The organism is Ectothiorhodosinus mongolicus (genome assembly GCF_022406875.1).
Lineage (GTDB): Bacteria > Pseudomonadota > Gammaproteobacteria > Ectothiorhodospirales > Ectothiorhodospiraceae > Ectothiorhodospira > Ectothiorhodospira mongolica.
Map to the genome: position 1 here is coordinate 851,808 of NZ_CP023018.1, position 16,850 is coordinate 868,657.

Annotated in this window: 20 protein-coding genes; 5 read left to right on the top strand and 15 right to left on the bottom strand. The window is 55.3% G+C overall.

Going from position 1 to position 16,850, the window contains the following annotated elements; genetic code table 11:
- Positions 1-61 precede the first annotated feature (61 nt).
- Positions 62-904 (top strand): ATPase, encoded by an 843-nt coding sequence (locus tag CKX93_RS03880; protein WP_076755396.1) that lies wholly within the window; start codon positions 62-64, stop codon positions 902-904.
- A gap of 9 nt (positions 905-913) precedes the next feature.
- Positions 914-1,990: a homoserine O-succinyltransferase MetA gene (gene metA, locus CKX93_RS03885; protein ID WP_076755397.1), complete on the top strand. Its 1,077-nt coding sequence runs from the start codon at positions 914-916 to the stop codon at positions 1,988-1,990.
- On the opposite strand, the gene CKX93_RS03890 is transcribed toward metA, so the two are convergent.
- Positions 1,977-2,567, bottom strand: coding sequence for a CBS domain-containing protein (locus CKX93_RS03890; RefSeq protein WP_076755398.1), 591 nt, complete (start codon positions 2,565-2,567; stop codon positions 1,977-1,979). The genes metA and CKX93_RS03890 overlap by 14 nt on opposite strands.
- 132 nt (positions 2,568-2,699) lie before the next feature.
- On the opposite strand from CKX93_RS03890, the gene CKX93_RS03895 reads away from it, so the two are divergent.
- Positions 2,700-3,887 carry a BaiN/RdsA family NAD(P)/FAD-dependent oxidoreductase gene (locus tag CKX93_RS03895; RefSeq protein WP_076755911.1) on the top strand — a complete coding sequence of 396 codons (1,188 nt, stop codon included), beginning with the start codon at positions 2,700-2,702 and terminating at the stop codon, positions 3,885-3,887.
- On the opposite strand, the gene trpC is transcribed toward CKX93_RS03895, so the two are convergent.
- The 14 genes from trpC to CKX93_RS03965 form a co-directional block, all read right to left on the bottom strand.
- Positions 3,884-4,699 (bottom strand): indole-3-glycerol phosphate synthase TrpC, encoded by an 816-nt coding sequence (trpC, locus tag CKX93_RS03900; RefSeq protein ID WP_076755399.1) that lies wholly within the window; start codon positions 4,697-4,699, stop codon positions 3,884-3,886. The genes CKX93_RS03895 and trpC overlap by 4 nt on opposite strands.
- A gap of 13 nt (positions 4,700-4,712) precedes the next feature.
- Entirely contained in the window at positions 4,713-5,735 is a 1,023-nt protein-coding gene (trpD, locus tag CKX93_RS03905; protein WP_076755400.1) for an anthranilate phosphoribosyltransferase, read from the bottom strand.
- Positions 5,732-6,373 (bottom strand): aminodeoxychorismate/anthranilate synthase component II, encoded by a 642-nt coding sequence (locus CKX93_RS03910; RefSeq protein ID WP_076755401.1) that lies wholly within the window; start codon positions 6,371-6,373, stop codon positions 5,732-5,734. Before CKX93_RS03910 ends, trpD begins: the two co-directional genes overlap by 4 nt.
- A 5-nt stretch (positions 6,374-6,378) precedes the next feature.
- Positions 6,379-7,875: an anthranilate synthase component I gene (gene trpE / locus CKX93_RS03915; RefSeq protein ID WP_076755402.1), complete on the bottom strand. Its 1,497-nt coding sequence runs from the start codon at positions 7,873-7,875 to the stop codon at positions 6,379-6,381.
- Positions 7,876-7,879: 4 nt separating this feature from the next.
- Complete coding sequence (locus CKX93_RS03920) at positions 7,880-8,563, bottom strand: phosphoglycolate phosphatase (protein WP_200799816.1); 684 nt, start codon at positions 8,561-8,563, stop codon at positions 7,880-7,882.
- Entirely contained in the window at positions 8,560-9,249 is a 690-nt protein-coding gene (rpe, locus tag CKX93_RS03925) for a ribulose-phosphate 3-epimerase (RefSeq protein WP_076755403.1), read from the bottom strand. Before rpe ends, CKX93_RS03920 begins: the two co-directional genes overlap by 4 nt.
- Before the next feature lie 26 nt (positions 9,250-9,275).
- Positions 9,276-9,869, bottom strand: a complete 594-nt coding sequence (locus tag CKX93_RS03930) for a class I SAM-dependent methyltransferase (RefSeq protein WP_076755404.1) — start codon at positions 9,867-9,869, stop codon at positions 9,276-9,278.
- Positions 9,869-11,008 carry a 5-(carboxyamino)imidazole ribonucleotide synthase gene (locus CKX93_RS03935; RefSeq protein WP_076755405.1) on the bottom strand — a complete coding sequence of 380 codons (1,140 nt, stop codon included), beginning with the start codon at positions 11,006-11,008 and terminating at the stop codon, positions 9,869-9,871. The genes CKX93_RS03930 and CKX93_RS03935 overlap by 1 nt, the downstream gene beginning before the upstream one ends.
- Entirely contained in the window at positions 11,005-11,505 is a 501-nt protein-coding gene (gene purE / locus CKX93_RS03940) for a 5-(carboxyamino)imidazole ribonucleotide mutase (RefSeq protein WP_076755406.1), read from the bottom strand. The genes CKX93_RS03935 and purE overlap by 4 nt, the downstream gene beginning before the upstream one ends.
- A gap of 39 nt (positions 11,506-11,544) precedes the next feature.
- The gene (locus CKX93_RS03945) at positions 11,545-12,546 is read right to left on the bottom strand and encodes an NAD(P)H-dependent glycerol-3-phosphate dehydrogenase (protein ID WP_338065993.1); all 1,002 of its coding nucleotides are present in this window, start codon (positions 12,544-12,546) and stop codon (positions 11,545-11,547) included.
- Between the two features lie 9 nt (positions 12,547-12,555).
- The gene (secB, locus tag CKX93_RS03950) at positions 12,556-13,083 is read right to left on the bottom strand and encodes a protein-export chaperone SecB (protein ID WP_076755407.1); all 528 of its coding nucleotides are present in this window, start codon (positions 13,081-13,083) and stop codon (positions 12,556-12,558) included.
- A 77-nt stretch (positions 13,084-13,160) separates the two neighbouring features.
- Positions 13,161-13,433, bottom strand: a complete 273-nt coding sequence (gene grxC, locus CKX93_RS03955; protein ID WP_076755408.1) for a glutaredoxin 3 — start codon at positions 13,431-13,433, stop codon at positions 13,161-13,163.
- Between the two features lie 9 nt (positions 13,434-13,442).
- Positions 13,443-13,871 carry a rhodanese-like domain-containing protein gene (locus CKX93_RS03960; protein ID WP_076755409.1) on the bottom strand — a complete coding sequence of 143 codons (429 nt, stop codon included), beginning with the start codon at positions 13,869-13,871 and terminating at the stop codon, positions 13,443-13,445.
- Between the two features lie 74 nt (positions 13,872-13,945).
- Positions 13,946-14,269 carry an ArsR/SmtB family transcription factor gene (locus tag CKX93_RS03965; RefSeq protein ID WP_076755410.1) on the bottom strand — a complete coding sequence of 108 codons (324 nt, stop codon included), beginning with the start codon at positions 14,267-14,269 and terminating at the stop codon, positions 13,946-13,948.
- A 74-nt stretch (positions 14,270-14,343) separates the two neighbouring features.
- Here CKX93_RS03965 and CKX93_RS03970 point away from each other — a divergent pair, with 74 nt between their 5' ends.
- Both CKX93_RS03970 and CKX93_RS03975 read left to right on the top strand, forming a co-directional pair.
- The gene (locus CKX93_RS03970) at positions 14,344-15,531 is read left to right on the top strand and encodes a murein hydrolase activator EnvC family protein (RefSeq protein ID WP_159435523.1); all 1,188 of its coding nucleotides are present in this window, start codon (positions 14,344-14,346) and stop codon (positions 15,529-15,531) included.
- 16 nt (positions 15,532-15,547) lie between these two features.
- Complete coding sequence (locus tag CKX93_RS03975) at positions 15,548-16,843, top strand: S41 family peptidase (protein ID WP_076755411.1); 1,296 nt, start codon at positions 15,548-15,550, stop codon at positions 16,841-16,843.
- The last annotated feature ends 7 nt before the right edge of the window (positions 16,844-16,850 follow it).

Here is a 16,850-nt window from a genome sequence, read left to right on the forward strand (position 1 = left end):
CTATACGCGCCGGCGCATTCACGTAAAATAGTGTTAAAAGACCTTAAGGATTAATCCGCTCTTGAGAATTACCGCCCATCAGTATGAACACTGGCAGCAGAAATCAATCACGCTGCTGGGCATGTCGGGCGTGGGTAAAACACGCTTGGCCCATTTGCTGCGACGCGCGCACTGGTTTCATTATTCAGGCGATTATCGCATCGGCACGCGTTATTTGGACGAGGCCATCCTCGACAACATCAAAAGCCAGGTCATGACCATCCCTTTAATGCGGGATTTGCTGCGCTCCGACTCGATTAGCATCGTCAATAATCTTTCCGTCGACAATCTGCAGCCAGTCTCCACTTTTCTCGGCAAGCTAGGCAACCCTGAATCGGGCGGCCTTTCGCTGCCTGAGTTCAAACGTCGGCAACGGCTGCATCACGACGCTGAAGTCTCCGCCATGCGCGATGTGCCGGATTTTATTCGCAAAGCCCATGAAATTTTTGGCTTTGAACATGTGATTAATGATGCCGGAGGCAGCGTCTGTGAGTTAGATGACCCTGGCGTCATGGAACTGCTGGCTGAACATACGCTGATCATTTACATCAAGGCGACCGCCGACAATGAGCTCGAACTGATCCGGCGCGCCGAGCAAAGCCCTAAGCCCATGTATTATCGTGAAGACTTTCTGGACCGCGAACTCCATGCCTACCTCACTGCCAAGCGCTTGGACTACGTCGCGCAAATTAATCCCGATGACTTTGTGCGCTGGACCTTCCCGCGACTGTTTCGTGACCGTCTGCCACGCTATGAGGCACTGGCTGAGCGCTATGGCTATACCATTACCACCGATGAACTGGCCGAGGTGAAAACCGAAGATGAGTTCAACGCGCTGATCATGACAGCCTTGAAACGCGGCTAAGGAGTTTGCATGCCACTGGTTGCCCACAGCCCTCTGCCCACCTTCAACCGCCTCAAACAAGAGGGCCAGACGGTCCTGAGCGATCGCTTCGCGCTGCAACAGGACATTCGCGCGATGCATATTGGCTTGCTCAATATGATGCCGGATAAGGCCCTGGCGGCTACCGAACGCCAATTCTTCAGACTGATTGGTGAAAGCAACCAGATCGCCCAGTTTTATGTGCATCCATTCACCCTCGATGCGCTCCCGCGGGGCGCTGAGGCTCAAGCCTATATCGAGAAATACTATGAACCTTGGGCAGCCATTCAGGATCAAGGTTTAGATGCCTTGATTATCACCGGTGCCAATGTGACTCAGCCGGATTTATCGCTGGAGGCGTTCTGGCAGCCATTGATTGAGGTGATTGATTGGGCCTATGACAATGTCACCTCAAGCTTATGTTCCTGTCTGGCCACCCATGCCGTCATGCAATTTCGCTACGGCCAAACGCGACGCGCGCTGGGCCATAAGTGCTGGGGCGTGTTTCCACACTATGTGGTGGATCGCACCCATCCGCTGGTTAATGGTGTGAACACCCGCTTTGATGTGCCGCACTCACGTTTCAACGATATATCTCGCGATCAATTCGATGCCGCAGGCGTCAAAGTCTTGGTAGAAAGTGAGGAAGCCGGCGTGCACCTAGCGGTCAGTGAAGATCAGTTTCGTCTCGTGTTTTTTCAGGGGCATCCGGAATACGACATCATCAGTCTGCTGAAAGAGTACAAACGAGAAGTGGCGCGCTTTGCTGCGGGGGAGCGTGAAGATTATCCGTCCATGGTGGCGCATTATTTCAGCCAGCGCAGCCAAGCGATACTGGAAGAATACCGCCTGGCTTTGATCGATGCCCGCGAAACTGGGCGTAGTTCACCCGCCTTTCCCGAGGAATTGATTAGTGCTGCTTTGGACAACACTTGGCATGATACCGCCGAGGCGGTGATCAACAACTGGATCGGCCACGTCTATCAGTTAACCCATGTGGATCGTAAAAAGCCTTTCCGCGAAGGTCTGGACCCGAACAATCCCCTGGGTCGCCTCAACCTCGATTAATCAGCTGCTCGATCTCAGCGAAACTTTGCACTGGACCCTCAGGGCTAATTTCAACGCCCAACTGGCGCGCAATTTGCGTCAGCGAGAACATGCCACGCACTATCTCCGCCTCACCTTCATACTCGACCACGAGCGCATGCTGGCGCTGCGCGGCACTCAACGTTTCCACAACATCACCGACGCGCGCCGTTAACACATCAGCGTAGTTAATCACGGTCATCTCCGCTTGCCGCGACATCACATGGGATACGGTTAAATCATTGTGGGCGATGCGTTCCTCGGAGACGATCTTCACCGGCTTCTCACCCATGATGTCGCGCGCCGTTACCACCCCCATAACTCGATCGTCCTGGGCGACCACCAAAAGACGAACACCGGCATGAATCATTTTCTGCAAAGCGGCATCCATGGCCATATCCGGAGTAGCGGTTTTGACCTCGACCCGACGAAAGTCGGTCATCACGTCTTCGGCCGCGTCCTCCATCGATACCATCAATGGTAGACCCTGTCGGAAGCGGTGCAGGCTAACCTGTGCTGACAACGGATGGGAACGAATCACATCGTAACGCGTGCTCATAGTCTCTCCTTTGTTGGCGGCTCTTTTTGATGTTTTCTAGGCCGTTGCGCTCAGTCTAGCACCCTGAAGGCCCTTGCCAATATGCGCGCTGCACAAAGATCCAAAAAAGGGTTTGACGTACAATCGGCGGCCATGGCTGCGACCCACACAGATGTCATCATTATCGGCGCCGGCGCGGCGGGCTTGATGTGTGCTGCCGAAGCAGGCGCTGGCGGGGCCCGTGTTCTGGTTTTGGATCACGCCAACAAAGTGGGAAAAAAAATCCTCATGTCGGGTGGAGGTCGATGTAACTTCACGCATCTGCATTCCGGCCCCGAAAATTTCATTGGCCATAATCCGCATTTTTGCAAATCCGCTCTCAGCCGCTACACACCCTATGACTTTTTGGATCTGGTTGAGCGCCACGGCATCGCCTATGAAGAAAAAACGCCCGGCCAGCTGTTTTGTCAAAACAGCGCCAAAGACATTGTGCAGATGCTGCTGGCTGAATGTCGCTCGGGCGGCGCACAAATTCGCCTACGCACTGAGATCGAGGCTATCGACTGGCAAAAGCCTTTTCACCTAAAGACCAGCTTGGGCAAACTCTCTTGTGATACTTTGGTGATTGCTACAGGTGGCTATTCCGTACCCAGCATGGGGGCCTCGGGTTTTGGTTACGAACTGGCTCGCAGGCTGGGCATCAACGTTCACACGACTCGCCCAGGGCTGGTGCCCTTCACGCTGCCGCCCAAGTTACTTGCTTCTTTGGCGACACTCTCGGGGATTTCTCTGGCCGCCTCGGTGCGTACCGCTGATGCTTTTTTTCAAGAGAATATTTTATTCACGCATCGCGGACTCAGCGGCCCTGGCGTGTTGCAAGCCTCATCCTACTGGCACGAGGACGAGGCTGTTGCCATTGATTTATGGCCGCAGGCGGATCTGCTAACGCAGCTAGCAACGCAGCGTGAGCAACGACCGCGCATGAGCCTGAAAAATTTCCTCGCCACACTCTGGCCACGGCGACTCGCAGAGCATTGGTGTACTCATTATGTACACGACAAGCCTTTAAATCAGCTTACTGTGGAAGATCTCAAACAGCTACAAAACCACTGCCAACCTTGGACCATCAAGCCAGCAGGAACCGAGGGCTATCGCACAGCCGAGGTCACCGTAGGCGGTGTCGATACCGATGCATTCTCCTCAAAGACTTTAGCCTGCAAACAGCTTCCCGGGCTTTACTTCATCGGTGAGGTGCTGGACGTGACTGGCCATTTAGGCGGCCATAATTTTCAATGGGCCTGGGCTTCGGCGGTCGCTGCCGGACAGGCAATCACAGCCTAAGCGTGCTGCGCTGAGGTGCCAAACAAGTCCTGAAGTTTTTCCCCCGGATCGGCTGCGCGCATAAAAGCCTCGCCCACCAGAAAGGCATTGACACCCGATGCCCGCATCGACGCCACATCTTCAGGCATATGAATTCCACTCTCGGTCACCACTAAGCGGTCAGCAGGAATCATCGGCAACAAATCTAAGGTGGTTTGTAGACGCGTTTCAAAACTACGCAGATTGCGGTTATTAATGCCAATCAGCACCGCATCCAAAGCCAGCGCTCGTTCCAACTCTTGCGCATCGTGGACTTCAATCAGGGCATTCATGCCCAGCTCATGGGTGACCGCCAATAAATCCTTCAGGTTCGCATCTTCCAGCGCAGCGACGATCAACAAAATACAATCCGCCCCGATCACCCGGGATTCGTAGATTTGATAGGGGTCAATCATGAAATCCTTGCGCAGTACCGGCAGCTGACAGGCACCTCTAGCCTCTTGAAGATGAGCATCACTGCCTTGGAAAAAATCCATATCGGTCAACACCGAAAGACAGCAGGCGCCGGCCCCCTCATAACTGCGGGCAATGGCTGCCGGGTCAAAATCAGCACGGATAACGCCCTGACTGGGGCTGGCTTTTTTAACTTCAGCGATCACCGCGGGCTGATCATGATGCAAGCGTTCACGCATCGCCTTGAGAAACGCTCTGGGTTTGGGACAGGCCTCTGCTGCTTCGCGCAGAGCTGGCAGACTGCTGTGGGCCTTACGTTCCCTGACTTCCTCAGCTTTGCGCTCAAGAATCCGTTTTAAAATATCCGGAGTTCCCTGCATCAACCACCCACCCTTATTCGGCCAAAGACCGAGTCAACTGAACCAACGCATCAAGACGCTCACGAGCCGCCGCAGAATCGATGGCTTTAGCAGCAGCCTGCACTCCTTGGGCCAAACTATCTGTCACACCGGACACATAAATCGCGGCGCCGGCATTGAGCAACACAATATCCCGAGCGGGCCCCTCTTGACCGTCTAAGACCGCATGGATCATCGCCAAGCTCTCTTGGGCATCGGCCACACGCAAGCTGTCCAGTGAAGCGCGCTGCAAACCAAAATCCTCAGGCGCGATCAACTGACTCGCCACCTGACCATCACGCAGCTCAGCCATGCGCGTCGGAGCACCAATGCTGATCTCATCCAAGCCATCTTCAGCATGAACCACTAAGACATGGCGACTGCCTAATTGACCCAACACCTTAGCCAAGGGCTCTAGCCAGTGATTGCTGAATACGCCCAGTACTTGATTGGGGGCGCCTGCAGGATTGGTCAGCGGTCCCAGCACATTAAATATCGTGCGTAAGCCCAATTCACGACGCGGGCCGATGGCGTGTTTCATGGCGCCATGATACTGAGGCGCGAATAAAAACCCGACACCCAATGTATTGATACAGTGCGCCACCTGATCCGCCGACAAATTGAGATTCACACCAGCAGCTTCCAGCACATCCGCGCTGCCGGACTTACTGGAGACAGAACGGTTGCCGTGTTTGGCAACGCGCGCTCCCGCAGCAGCACCCACAAACGCGCAGGCGGTGGAGATATTGAAGGTTCCGGCAGCATCTCCCCCGGTGCCACAGGTATCCACCAAATGCGTTGGCTCAACATCTACCCGCGTCGCTAACTCTCGCATGACACCGGCCGCCGCAGCGACTTCGTCCACAGTCTCACCTTTCATGCGCAGCGCCACTAAGAAACCGCCAATCTGGGCTGGCGTGGCCTCACCAGTCATGATCTGGCGCATCACTGCAGCCATCTCATCACGGCTTAAGTCCTCATGACCTGTGACTTTGGCCAGCGCCTGCTGCACATTCATAAACCACTACCTCCCAATGGCTGAGCACCACCAGCCCCCAAGGCCCCCGTTCGCTGCAAAGGAGTGCGCAAGAAGTTTTGCAGCAAGTCGTGGCCCTGATGCGTGAGAATCGACTCGGGATGAAATTGCACGCCCTCGACCGCTAGCTCGCGATGCCTCACGCCCATAATCTCGTCTAAAGTACCGTCTTCATTCTGCGTCCAAGCGGTCATTTCCAAACACTTGGGTAGGCGCGTCTTGTCGATCACGAGAGAGTGGTAACGGGTGGCTTCCAAGGGATTATCCAAGCCGCTGAAGACGCCCTGATCACGGTGGTAAACCAAGGAGGTTTTACCGTGCATGATGCTGCCGGCATGAATAATATGGCCGTCGAACACCTGGCCAATGGCTTGATGACCCAGACACACCCCCAGTATCGGCACGCGCCCCGCGAAACGCCGAATCACCTCCATGGAAATGCCCGCCTGATCGGGGGTACACGGCCCGGGGGAGATCACAATCCGTTCTGGAGCAATGGCCTCGATCTCATCTAGGGTGATGGCATCATTGCGACGCACATGCACGGCCGCCCCCAGCTCACCCAGATACTGCACCAGGTTGTAGGTGAACGAGTCATAATTGTCGATCATCAGCAGCATGGCATCTAAGTCTCGCTGGATTCACTGCGCTCTTGCAGCCTTAAACCGGCCTCAGCCATTGAGACCGCGCGAAAAATCGCCCGACCTTTATTCATGGTTTCGGCCCATTCGTTTTCAGGCGTGGAGTCATGAACAATGCCGGCACCCGCCTGAATGTGCAGGACCTGATCTTTAATAACCGCGGTGCGAATGGCAATCGCCGTATCCATATTGCCTTGCCAGGAGAGATACCCCACAGCGCCAGAATAAATCCCACGCTTCACGGGTTCTAATTCATTAATAATTTCCATGGCGCGAATTTTGGGCGCACCGCTAACGGTTCCCGCCGGAAATGTCGCGCGCAGCACATCCATGGCCTTGAGTCCACGGCGCAGGCGTCCCACCACATTGGAGACGATATGCATGACGTGGGAATAACGCTCCACCATCATTTGATCAGTCAAGCGCACGCTGCCGATCTCTGCCACCCGACCCACGTCATTACGACCCAAATCGATCAGCATGAGATGTTCTGCCAGCTCCTTGGGGTCAGCCAGAAGTTCTCTCTCCAGAGCCTCATCGCGCTCAACAGAGCGCCCGCGGGGGCGGGTGCCGGCTATTGGCCTGACCGTCACTTCATCGTCTTCCAGGCGCACTAAAATCTCTGGGGAGGCGCCGACCACCTGATGATCGCCCAAGTCCAAATAAAACATGTACGGTGAAGGGTTCATGCCACGCAACGCCCGATAAAGGTCCAAAGGACGTGCCTGAAACGGAATTGATAGCCGCTGCGACAGCACCACCTGCATGACATCGCCTTCGACGATGTATTCTTTGCAGCGCTGCACCGCCTGTTTAAACCCTTCCTCGGTAAAACCCGAGACAAAATCCGACTCTGATATCGAAAGCTGGCTGGCGAGGGGTTCTGGCCAGTGTGATGCGTGAGCCAACTCTTGCTCAATAGCATCAAGCCGTGCTTCGGCCTGCTCGCGCCCCCCGGGACTGGCATGCACAACGATATACAAGCGACCCGCTAAATTATCGTAGGCAATGACCTCATCAGAGACCATTAACAGAATATCGGGTACCTGTAGGGGGTCTGATTTCTCGGCATCGGCCAGTCGAGGCTCGATGTAGGCAATGGTTTCATAACCAAAATAGCCCACTAGACCACCGGTAAAGCGCGGTAAGTTGGGTAGGTCTGGCACGCGAAAGCGGGCCTGATAGGACTCAATCCACTCCAGGGGGTCATCTAACTCGACCGCTTCAATGACCTCGCCATCCTCCCGAACTTCAACCAAGCGACCTTGCACCCGCACTACCGTGCGTGCCGGCAGGCCAATGAAGGAATAGCGCCCCCATTTCTCGCCACCTTGCACTGACTCGAACAAGTAGGAATAAGGCTTAGCCGCCAGCTTCATGAAGACACTCAGTGGCGTGTCCAAGTCGGCCAACACCTCACGCACCAGAGGGATACGGTTGTATCCCTTTGCCACCAACGAATCAAAAATATCTGGCGTCATGAACTCATGCCGCCTTAGACAGCAGAGGCGGCAATTCAAGCAAGCTATCGATCACGGCATCAGGCTGTTGCAGACGGATGTCCTCACCGTGGTTGTATCCATAACTGACACAAACTATGGCAAAGCCCGCAGCACGCGCCGCTTTCACATCGCTGCGCGAATCGCCAATCATCAGCGAGAGGCCAGGGCTGGCCTGCAGTTGCTCGGCAGCATGCAGCAAAGGGGCTGGGTCGGGTTTTTTTACGGGCAAAGTATCGCCCGCCACCACCAGTTCGAAGTAGCCATCCAGACCCAAAGCAGACAGCAAAGGCAGCGTAAAACGCCCCGCCTTATTGGTCACACAGGCCAAACGCAAACCCATAGCGCGTAGGGCATCCAGACCCTCAAGGACACCCGGATACAAGCGACTATTGGCGGCGTTATTGGCGCCATAAACGCGGGTATAAATGTCCAAAGCGCGCACATATAACTCGGCGTCAGGCTCAGCTTCCATGTCATCGGTGAGCGCGCGTTTCACCAGCCGTTCAATGCCGTTTCCCACCCAGTTGCGCACTTTGGCCTCGCCGCGCGCCGGCATCTCAAGCTCATCCATCATCCGATCAACGGCGTAAGACAAATCCGGGACGCTATCCACCATGGTACCGTCCAGATCAATCAGTACCAACTCGGGTCTACCCAAGGCAATCATGCTTTGGCTAGCTCCGCGCGCATAGCTGCAATCACACTGTCATAGCGATGGGGATCACTGTCCTGACCAGCGCCAAAAATGGCCGAGCCAGCCACAAAGGTGTCAGCGCCGGCGGCTTTAATCTCGGCGATATTCTCGACTTTCACGCCACCATCGACTTCTAGGCGGATCTCACGACCTGAGGCATCAATACGCTGGCGTGCTTCACGCAGCTTGTCCAAGGTGGCGGGAATAAAACTTTGGCCACCAAAGCCAGGGTTTACCGACATCAACAAAATCAAATCGACTTTGTCCATCACATAATCCAGATACGACAAAGGCGTGGCAGGGTTGAATACCAGTCCGGATTTGCAGCCCTGATCACGCACTAGCTGCAACGAGCGATCGATATGCTCACTGGCTTCCGGGTGGAAGGTGATGTAATCGGCACCAGCCTTGGCAAAATCCGGGATGATACGGTCCACTGGCTTAACCATCAGATGGACGTCGATTGTGGCCGTCACACCGTGTTTGCGTAATGCCTCGCAGACCAAAGGACCAATGGTGAGGTTAGGCACATAATGGTTGTCCATCACATCAAAGTGCACCACATCGGCCCCAGCCGCGAGCACGTTATCGACTTCCTCACCCAGACGGGCGAAATCCGCAGACAGAATCGAAGGCGCAATCAGATCCGGCAAAGCCATAGGTTTAGTCTCCTCAAAATGAACTATTAAGTATCGCGGGCTTTTTGCGCCATCGCAACGGTGTAGTCCTGACCCTGCTTGACCTTATCGTAATGACCAAAGACTTCTTTGCAGGCCCGCTCAATAAAACGACGCAAGCCGGTAATGGTCACCACGTAGAGGCGACCACCGGGATGTAAGCGCGCATAAGCATCATGTAGGTAGAGATACAACATCTCTTTCCCCACCTTGGCGGGTAAGTTAGAGGTGATTAAATGAAAACGACGCTCACCCACGTGGGAAAAACCATTACTCAGAAAACTCTCGGCATTCTCAATGCCATTGATTCGCGCATTTTTAGCGGCGTAATCCACCGCCACAAAATCCTTATCCACCAAACACACTTGGCCATTTGGAGAAAGCTTGGCTAGGGTCAAGCCAATGGGCCCATAACCACAGCCAAGGTCAAGACAATCATCGCCATCAGCAACCTTGATATGCCTGAGCAATAGGCGCGTCCCCGCATCAATACCGCGTGGCGAGAATAGCCCCCAAGTGGTATGAAACTGCAGAGTCTGCTCGCAGAGCGTCTCGGTAAAAACGATGTCCTCACGCAGGCTGGCGATATAGGCAGCATCCATTAGCTGCCTGCCTGATCCCGTAGCTGCTGATACAGCTGTTCGGCTTGTCGCAGGGCCGTTGTCACATCATCTGCAAGCACTGTGAAATGGCCCATTTTACGACCCGGACGGGCCTCTTCTTTGCCGTACAAATGCAACTTCACCTGCGGGTTGGCCAACAAAAGCGACCAATCGGGCATCCCATTGGCCCACAGATCACCCAGCAAATTCACCATCACCGCGGGGCGCAACAAATCCGTTGCCCCCAAAGGCAAATCGCAGATAGCCCGCACCTGTTGTTCAAATTGCGAGGTAACACAGGCATCTAACGTGAAATGACCGCTGTTGTGAGGGCGAGGTGCCACTTCATTCACCAGTAACTGTCCGTCGCGGGTGACGAAAAACTCGACCGCCAACAAGCCCACATAGTCTAAATGCGCCGCAATTGCCGCGGCAGCCGCCTCAGCCTGTGCTTTGATATCGGCATCAATATTAGCCGGCACCACGCTCATGTGCAAAATTCCATGGCGATGGCGATTTTCCGCAATAGGAAAACAACAGGATTGCCCCGAGGCAGTGCGCGCCAGAATCACCGAGATCTCGCAGTCCAGATCGACCCGCTGTTCCAGCACACAGGGAACCTTGCCCAGGTACTCAAAAGCCTCTTGCGCCGTTTCTTGCGTTGTCACTGTGACTTGGCCTTTGCCGTCATAGCCCAGAGCTGCCCGCTTGAGGATGGCTGGCAACTGAATACTGGAGAGTGCACTGGACAAGTCCTCCAAGCCTTGAATCTCAGCATAGGGCACGGTCTCAAGCCCGGCAGCCTTGAGCATTTGTTTCTCACGAATGCGATTCTGTGTTTGCTCTAGGGCATCTGCACCCGGGCGAACCGGCCTGTGCTTGGCCAGGCGCCGCAGAGACTCGGCAGGGATGTTCTCAAATTCCGTACTCAGCACAGCACAACCCGAAGCCATTTGCTCTAAGGCCCAAGCATCGGTGTAGGCGGCATGAAGATGCTCATCAGCCATGCGGCCTGCTGGACTTCCAGTGTCGGGATCGAGCACCACAACACGGTAACCCAGGGAACGTGCAGCCACGGTAAAAAAGCGACCCAACTGGCCACCACCCAGCATCCCCAGGGTCTTGCCTGGCAAGATCATGACTGAGGGGGCAAATCCATGGCCAGCACGGTATCACGCTGGGCATGGCGAAATTCGGTCAGCCTGGCTGCCAGTTCGGGGTCTTGATGGGCCAGCAGTGAAACCGCAAACAGCCCCGCATTGGCGGCGCCGGCTTCACCAATGGCGAAGGTCGCCACGGGAATGCCCTTGGGCATTTGCACAATAGACAGCAAGGAATCTTGACCTTTTAAATGTTTGGAGGGTACGGGCACCCCCAATACTGGCAGTGTCGTCTTAGCCGCCAGCATCCCAGGCAGATGCGCCGCACCGCCAGCGCCGGCGATAATGCATTTCAGGCCTCGGGAAGCCGCTTGTTCGGCGTACTCGAATAACAGGTCTGGAGTGCGATGGGCAGAAACCACGCGCGCTTCAAAGGGAACGGCAAAGGCTTGTAATTGCTCGGCGGCGTGCTGCATGACTGGCCAATCACTTTGGCTACCCATCACCACACCAACTAGGGGGGATTCTGCGTTCATCGGCGAAGCTTAATGAAAGCCCGGCATGGGGACAAGGTTTTAGAACTCTGGCTTGGGTTCACGACCCAATAGCTCTTGCACGGCTTGCGCCGGTGGCAGCGCATCAAATAATACCCGTGAGACCTGCTCGCTGATGGGCATTTCGACGCCGTGGTGCTCAGCCATACGCAACACCACACCCGCGGTATAAACACCTTCGACAGCTTGGCCGATTTGCTCAACCGCCTGATCACGCGTTTGCCCATGCCCAAGGGCGATCCCCAAACGTCGATTACGCGACTGATCATCCGTACAGGTCAACACCAAATCACCCAAACCGGACAGGCCCATTAAGGTCTCCTGACGAGCCCCCAAGGCCTCCCCGAGACGCATCATCTCGGCCAGGCCGCGAGTGATTAATGCCGCCCGCGCATTGGCGCCAAAACCCAAGCCATCGGAAACCCCCGCGGCGATCGCCAACACATTTTTTAAGGCACCACCCAATTGCACGCCGAGCACATCATCACTGGTATAGATACGCAGCGTGCCGCCAGATAGCCAGGTACGCACCTGTTGTGCGAACTCTTTATTCCGAGAAGCCAATGTAAGTGCCGTTGGCAGCCCGCAAGCCACCTCTGCAGCAAATGAGGGCCCGGAGGCTATGGCCCAGGGCACTTGATCGCCCAAGATGGCCTGTGCGCGCTCATGCAACCAGCTGTTGTGCTCCCGATCCAACCCCTTGGTGGCCCAAACCAAGCCTCGTTCCTTCAGCCAGGGCTGAATGGCCTCTAAAGTTGCAACAAAGGCACCACTAGGCACAGCCAGCAGAATCTGCTCGGCCTGCCGCACCGCTTCAGACAAATTAGATGTGGGCGTCAGCGTCTCGGGGAAAGTGATACCCGGGAGGTAGCGTGGATTACAGCGCTGCCGCAGCATCTCCTCGATTTGCTTATGATCTCGCCCCCACAGGGCCACATGGTGACCTTGACGGGCCAAATGCATGGCCAGCGCCGTCCCCCAGGACCCGGCGCCCAGCACGCCAATATGGGCCGGAGTCAGCACGAAGCTTAATCAGTTGGCTTGCGGCTGATTGCCGGCAGCTTGGGAGTCAGCCGGCGCCGATTCCCCGGCTTTCTGCGCATTCAGCTTCTGAGCGTATAAGCTATCGAAGTTGATCGGCGCGAGCAGTAGCTGCGGGAATCCCCCACGAATCACCAAATCAGAGATGGTCTCGCGGGCGAAGGGGAATAAAATATTCGGGCAATAAGCAGACAGCAAAGGTCCAAGCTGATCTTCAGGCACACCGCGCACCAAGAACACACCGGCTTGTTTAACCTCCACCAAATAGGCGGTTTGGTCGGCTGAGCGCGTGGTCACGGTAATAGTGAGTTCGACTTCGTAAGCACCCTTTTCATCCACAGGGCGGGCTTGGGAGTTTAGCTGCACATTGGTTTCAGGCTTCCATTCCTGCAAAAAAATCTCAGGGGCGCCGGGCGCCTCAAAGGAGATATCCTTAACGTAAATCTTCTGCAGTCCAAATTCCTGCTGCGCATCCCCTTGTGCGGCAGCACTATTACCTTGAGTTTCTTGCTCGGCCATGGTGGCTCCCTGAGTCCTGAGTTAAACCACCCATGATAGGCCCGCCCGCCAAGTGGCGCAACGTGAACAGGGGTGGTTTATTCAGGCGCCAAACCCAGCAAATCGTCTAACTCGCCTGCCTCATCGAGGGCCTTAAGATCGGTATAACCACCCAGATGAGTCTCACCCACAAATACCTGCGGCACGGTGTTGCGCCCGGAACGTTGTTCCATTAGCCGGCGCTGTTCATCACTGCGCCCGACATTGATTTCTTCAAAACTGACGCCTTTACGCTTCAAAAAGCGCTTAGCCATATTGCAGTAAGGGCACCAGCGGTTGCCATACATGACGATTTGGCGTTCAGCATTCATAACAAGGCCCTATTTTTTGGACAGTGGCAGACTGGCTGAGGACCAGGCTGTGATACCGCCCTGCAAATTGACGACTTGGGAGAATCCATTTTTCACCAAGATATTACAGGCGGAAGCGGAACGGGGACCTGACTGACAATAAGCGACAACCGGCTTCTCTTTGTACTTAGCAATCTCGCTCAGCCGGTCAGCCAGCTTACCCACTGGGATATGCTTGGCGCCACTGATGCGGCCCGTCTTGCGCACCTCAGCCTCTTCCCGCACATCCAACACCAAAGCACCATCCTGGTTCATCACACGCACGGCTTCAGTGGGACCCAGCACCTTGAACTTGCGCGTCGCGCGCGACCATTCAGTGAAGAAGATAGCGCCCAGCACTACGGCCAACAAGCCGAACAGCAGAGGATGATTGGTGAGAAACTCGATGTACTGTTGCATAGCCTACTCAGGAGTAGAATCCAAAACGAGCGCGCATTCTGCCGGGTTGCATAAGGCGCGACAAGGGTCTGCGGCTAGACAGAGCGACAGAAAACGTCCTGCATCATGCCAATCAGCCTTAAGGTGCGGGCATCAGAAACACGATAATAGACACGATTGGCATCTTTGCGGCAGGCGAGAATGTCTTTTTCTCGCAAAATTGCCAAATGCTGAGAGATATTGCTTTGTGACGTTCCCACACAATCGACAATATCTTGTACGCTCACTTCACGGTTCCCCAAGACACAGAGTATCTTGAGACGCAGGGGATGGGCCATGGCCTTTAAAGATCTTGAGGCGCGCTCAATATCCTCTTCTTTTTCCATGAGCTCGCTGGCTTCAGAAATGACGGTATTCATAAGCTTTTCCACATGGCAGCGCTTTCATATTAGCTTAGCTTGATATGATTATGATGTTAATCAAAGATAATTCAATGTCCCATATCAAGACCCAGCAGTTTACTCTGGTAATGGCTTTGTTGTTGCTGTGCCTGCCCGTCACTGGCTTCAGCCAAGATGAGGCGGCACAGACTCGGGCACAACTGGAGCAACTGCAAGAACAAATAAGCCGTGAGCAGCGCCGCTTAGAGGCCTCCCAAGGACAACGCGGCCGGCAGCAAATGGCGCTGCGTGAAGCGGAACAAGCGGTAGCACGAGCTGGCCAAGAATTAAGCAGTTTGGATGCGCAACTGGCAAGGACCCAAGAGACGCTGCAAGACTTGGAGGTTCAAGCGCGGGAACAGCAACGCCACACGCAACAGCATCGAACCTTTCTTCAGCAGCAACTCAAAGCCGCTTGGCGCAATGGCCAACAAGATCGCCTCAAACTGCTATTAAATGTGGAGGAGGCGGCACAGGTGCAACGCATGATGGTGTATTACCAACACTTTGCGAGGGCCCGCGCAAGCGCGCTGGCGGAGGCGCTGGAAGCGATGGAAGCACTGCTAGAAACCCGTACACAAATCAATAGTGTGCGCATACGCCAATCACAAGCACGCGATCAGCAAGCGCGGCTTCGCGATCAACTGGAATTGCAGCGACAAGCGCGGGCTGAGGCACTGCAAGCTCTGAATCGAAGCATCAGCGATGCCGATGCCCGCCTGACCCGCCTCAGTGAAGAGGAACAGGCTCTCAGAGACTTGTTGCGCTCACTGGATGCCTTGCTTGATGACATTCCCGATGCATCTTTATTAGATGCCGATTTTGCTCAGCAACGCGGCAAGCTGCCGCCGCCAATCAACGGACGCGTGCGCCATGCCTTTGGCAGCGACCGCGGCACCGGCACAGGGCAGCGCTGGCGCGGCATGGTCATTAATGCCGAGCGCGGCATGCCGGTGCGGGCCATACACCATGGGCGAGTGGCTTTTGCCGACTGGATGCCGGGGTTTGGCATGCTCATGATTGTCGACCATGGACAACAATATTTGTCGCTGTACGGATTTAATGAGAATCTCATGAAGCGCGCCGGCGATTGGGTGCAGGCGGGTGATGTACTGGCCCACGCGGGCGATAGCGGAGGTCAAAGCTATACTGGGTTATACTTTGAAATCCGACATCAGGGACAACCAGTGAACCCTGCGCAATGGTGGGACTCTAAGCAAGCAACAGCGACTGCGCGCTGATTTTGGAGATGAATAGATGAAAACACAGGCTCGGATTGGCACAGGCGTGCTGCTGGGGATCGTGCTGGGTCTGATGCTTAGCGTCTCCCTGAGCGTGGTTGCGGATCGCCGGGACACAGCCAACGCCGTGCCCTTGGAGGAGCTGCGCGCTTTCACCGAAGTCTACATGCGGGTGAAGCGGAACTATGTTGATGAAATCTCCGATTCAGAACTGCTGGAACATGCCATACGCGGCATGCTCTCAGGACTAGACCCGCATTCCAGCTACCTGACCCCGAATGAGTTCTCGGAACTACAGATTGGCACACGCGGTGAATTTGGTGGCCTAGGCCTCGAAGTGGGTATGGAAGATGGCTTTGTCAAAGTGATCTCACCCATCGACGATACGCCTGCCAGCCGTGCTGGGATGCGCACTGGGGATTTAATTATTCGTTTGGACGATACGCCGGTAAAGGGCTTGACCTTGAACGAGGCTGTGAATTTAATGCGCGGCCCACGCGGCAGCGACATCACCCTGACCGTCGTACGTGAAGGCCGTGACGCCCCATTTGAGGTGACCATCACCCGCGATACGATTCGCGTGCAAAGCGTTCGCAGTGAAATGCTGGAACCCGGCTTTGGGTATCTGCGCATCACCACCTTTCAAGCACAAACTGCGCAGATGTTGGTCGAGCATGCACGTCAACTGCAGCGCGAAAGTGGTGGGCTCAAAGGCCTAGTGCTGGATTTACGCAACAACCCTGGCGGGGTGCTCAATGGCGCCGTTGGAGTCTCTGACGCCTTTCTTGAAGAAGGCCTGATCGTTTATACCGAAGGTCGCGCACCGGATTCCCAGCTGCGCTATACCGCCTCTCCAGGTGATGTCATCGGTGGCGCACCCTTAGTGATATTGGTTAATGCAGGCTCCGCTTCAGCCTCAGAAATTGTGGCCGGTGCATTGCAGGACCACAATCGCGCCGTGATCATGGGCACGTCGACCTTCGGCAAAGGCTCAGTGCAAACCATCCTGCCCATGGATCAAGGCAAGGCCCTAAAACTCACCACGGCGCGTTATTACACGCCATCGGGCCGATCCATCCAGGCTGAAGGCATCGAGCCCGATATCATCTTAGAGCCCTTAGTCGTGGCAGAAAACGACGATAACGCCATGCGCCCCATCACCGAGGCACAGCTCAACCGGCATTTGCGCGGCAATGGTAGCGAGGCCAATGAGGAAACGGATTCCAGACCCTCGTTGGCGCGGCGCGACTATCAGCTCTATGAAGCCCTGAATCTCTTAAAGGGGTTAGATATCTTGCAGGCCAGACGCTAAGACCGCC

What these genes read in the sequence shown, in the direction of transcription:
- CKX93_RS03910 (WP_076755401.1), bottom strand. Translation starts at nt 6,373, where the DNA reads ATGCTGCTGATGATCGACAATTATGACTCGTTCACCTACAACCTGGTG.
- metA (WP_076755397.1), top strand. Translation starts at nt 914, where the DNA reads ATGCCACTGGTTGCCCACAGCCCTCTGCCCACCTTCAACCGCCTCAAA.
- CKX93_RS03975 (WP_076755411.1), top strand. Translation starts at nt 15,548, where the DNA reads ATGAAAACACAGGCTCGGATTGGCACAGGCGTGCTGCTGGGGATCGTG.
- purE (WP_076755406.1), bottom strand. Translation starts at nt 11,505, where the DNA reads ATGAACGCAGAATCCCCCCTAGTTGGTGTGGTGATGGGTAGCCAAAGT.
- CKX93_RS03920 (WP_200799816.1), bottom strand. Translation starts at nt 8,563, where the DNA reads ATGATTGCCTTGGGTAGACCCGAGTTGGTACTGATTGATCTGGACGGT.
- CKX93_RS03960 (WP_076755409.1), bottom strand. Translation starts at nt 13,871, where the DNA reads ATGCAACAGTACATCGAGTTTCTCACCAATCATCCTCTGCTGTTCGGC.
- CKX93_RS03895 (WP_076755911.1), top strand. Translation starts at nt 2,700, where the DNA reads ATGGCTGCGACCCACACAGATGTCATCATTATCGGCGCCGGCGCGGCG.
- CKX93_RS03890 (WP_076755398.1), bottom strand. Translation starts at nt 2,567, where the DNA reads ATGAGCACGCGTTACGATGTGATTCGTTCCCATCCGTTGTCAGCACAG.
- trpE (WP_076755402.1), bottom strand. Translation starts at nt 7,875, where the DNA reads ATGACGCCAGATATTTTTGATTCGTTGGTGGCAAAGGGATACAACCGT.
- CKX93_RS03935 (WP_076755405.1), bottom strand. Translation starts at nt 11,008, where the DNA reads ATGATCTTGCCAGGCAAGACCCTGGGGATGCTGGGTGGTGGCCAGTTG.
- secB (WP_076755407.1), bottom strand. Translation starts at nt 13,083, where the DNA reads ATGGCCGAGCAAGAAACTCAAGGTAATAGTGCTGCCGCACAAGGGGAT.
- grxC (WP_076755408.1), bottom strand. Translation starts at nt 13,433, where the DNA reads ATGAATGCTGAACGCCAAATCGTCATGTATGGCAACCGCTGGTGCCCT.
- CKX93_RS03965 (WP_076755410.1), bottom strand. Translation starts at nt 14,269, where the DNA reads ATGAATACCGTCATTTCTGAAGCCAGCGAGCTCATGGAAAAAGAAGAG.
- CKX93_RS03970 (WP_159435523.1), top strand. Translation starts at nt 14,344, where the DNA reads ATGTCCCATATCAAGACCCAGCAGTTTACTCTGGTAATGGCTTTGTTG.
- trpC (WP_076755399.1), bottom strand. Translation starts at nt 4,699, where the DNA reads ATGCAGGGAACTCCGGATATTTTAAAACGGATTCTTGAGCGCAAAGCT.
- CKX93_RS03930 (WP_076755404.1), bottom strand. Translation starts at nt 9,869, where the DNA reads ATGGATGCTGCCTATATCGCCAGCCTGCGTGAGGACATCGTTTTTACC.
- rpe (WP_076755403.1), bottom strand. Translation starts at nt 9,249, where the DNA reads ATGGCTTTGCCGGATCTGATTGCGCCTTCGATTCTGTCTGCGGATTTC.
- trpD (WP_076755400.1), bottom strand. Translation starts at nt 5,735, where the DNA reads ATGAATGTGCAGCAGGCGCTGGCCAAAGTCACAGGTCATGAGGACTTA.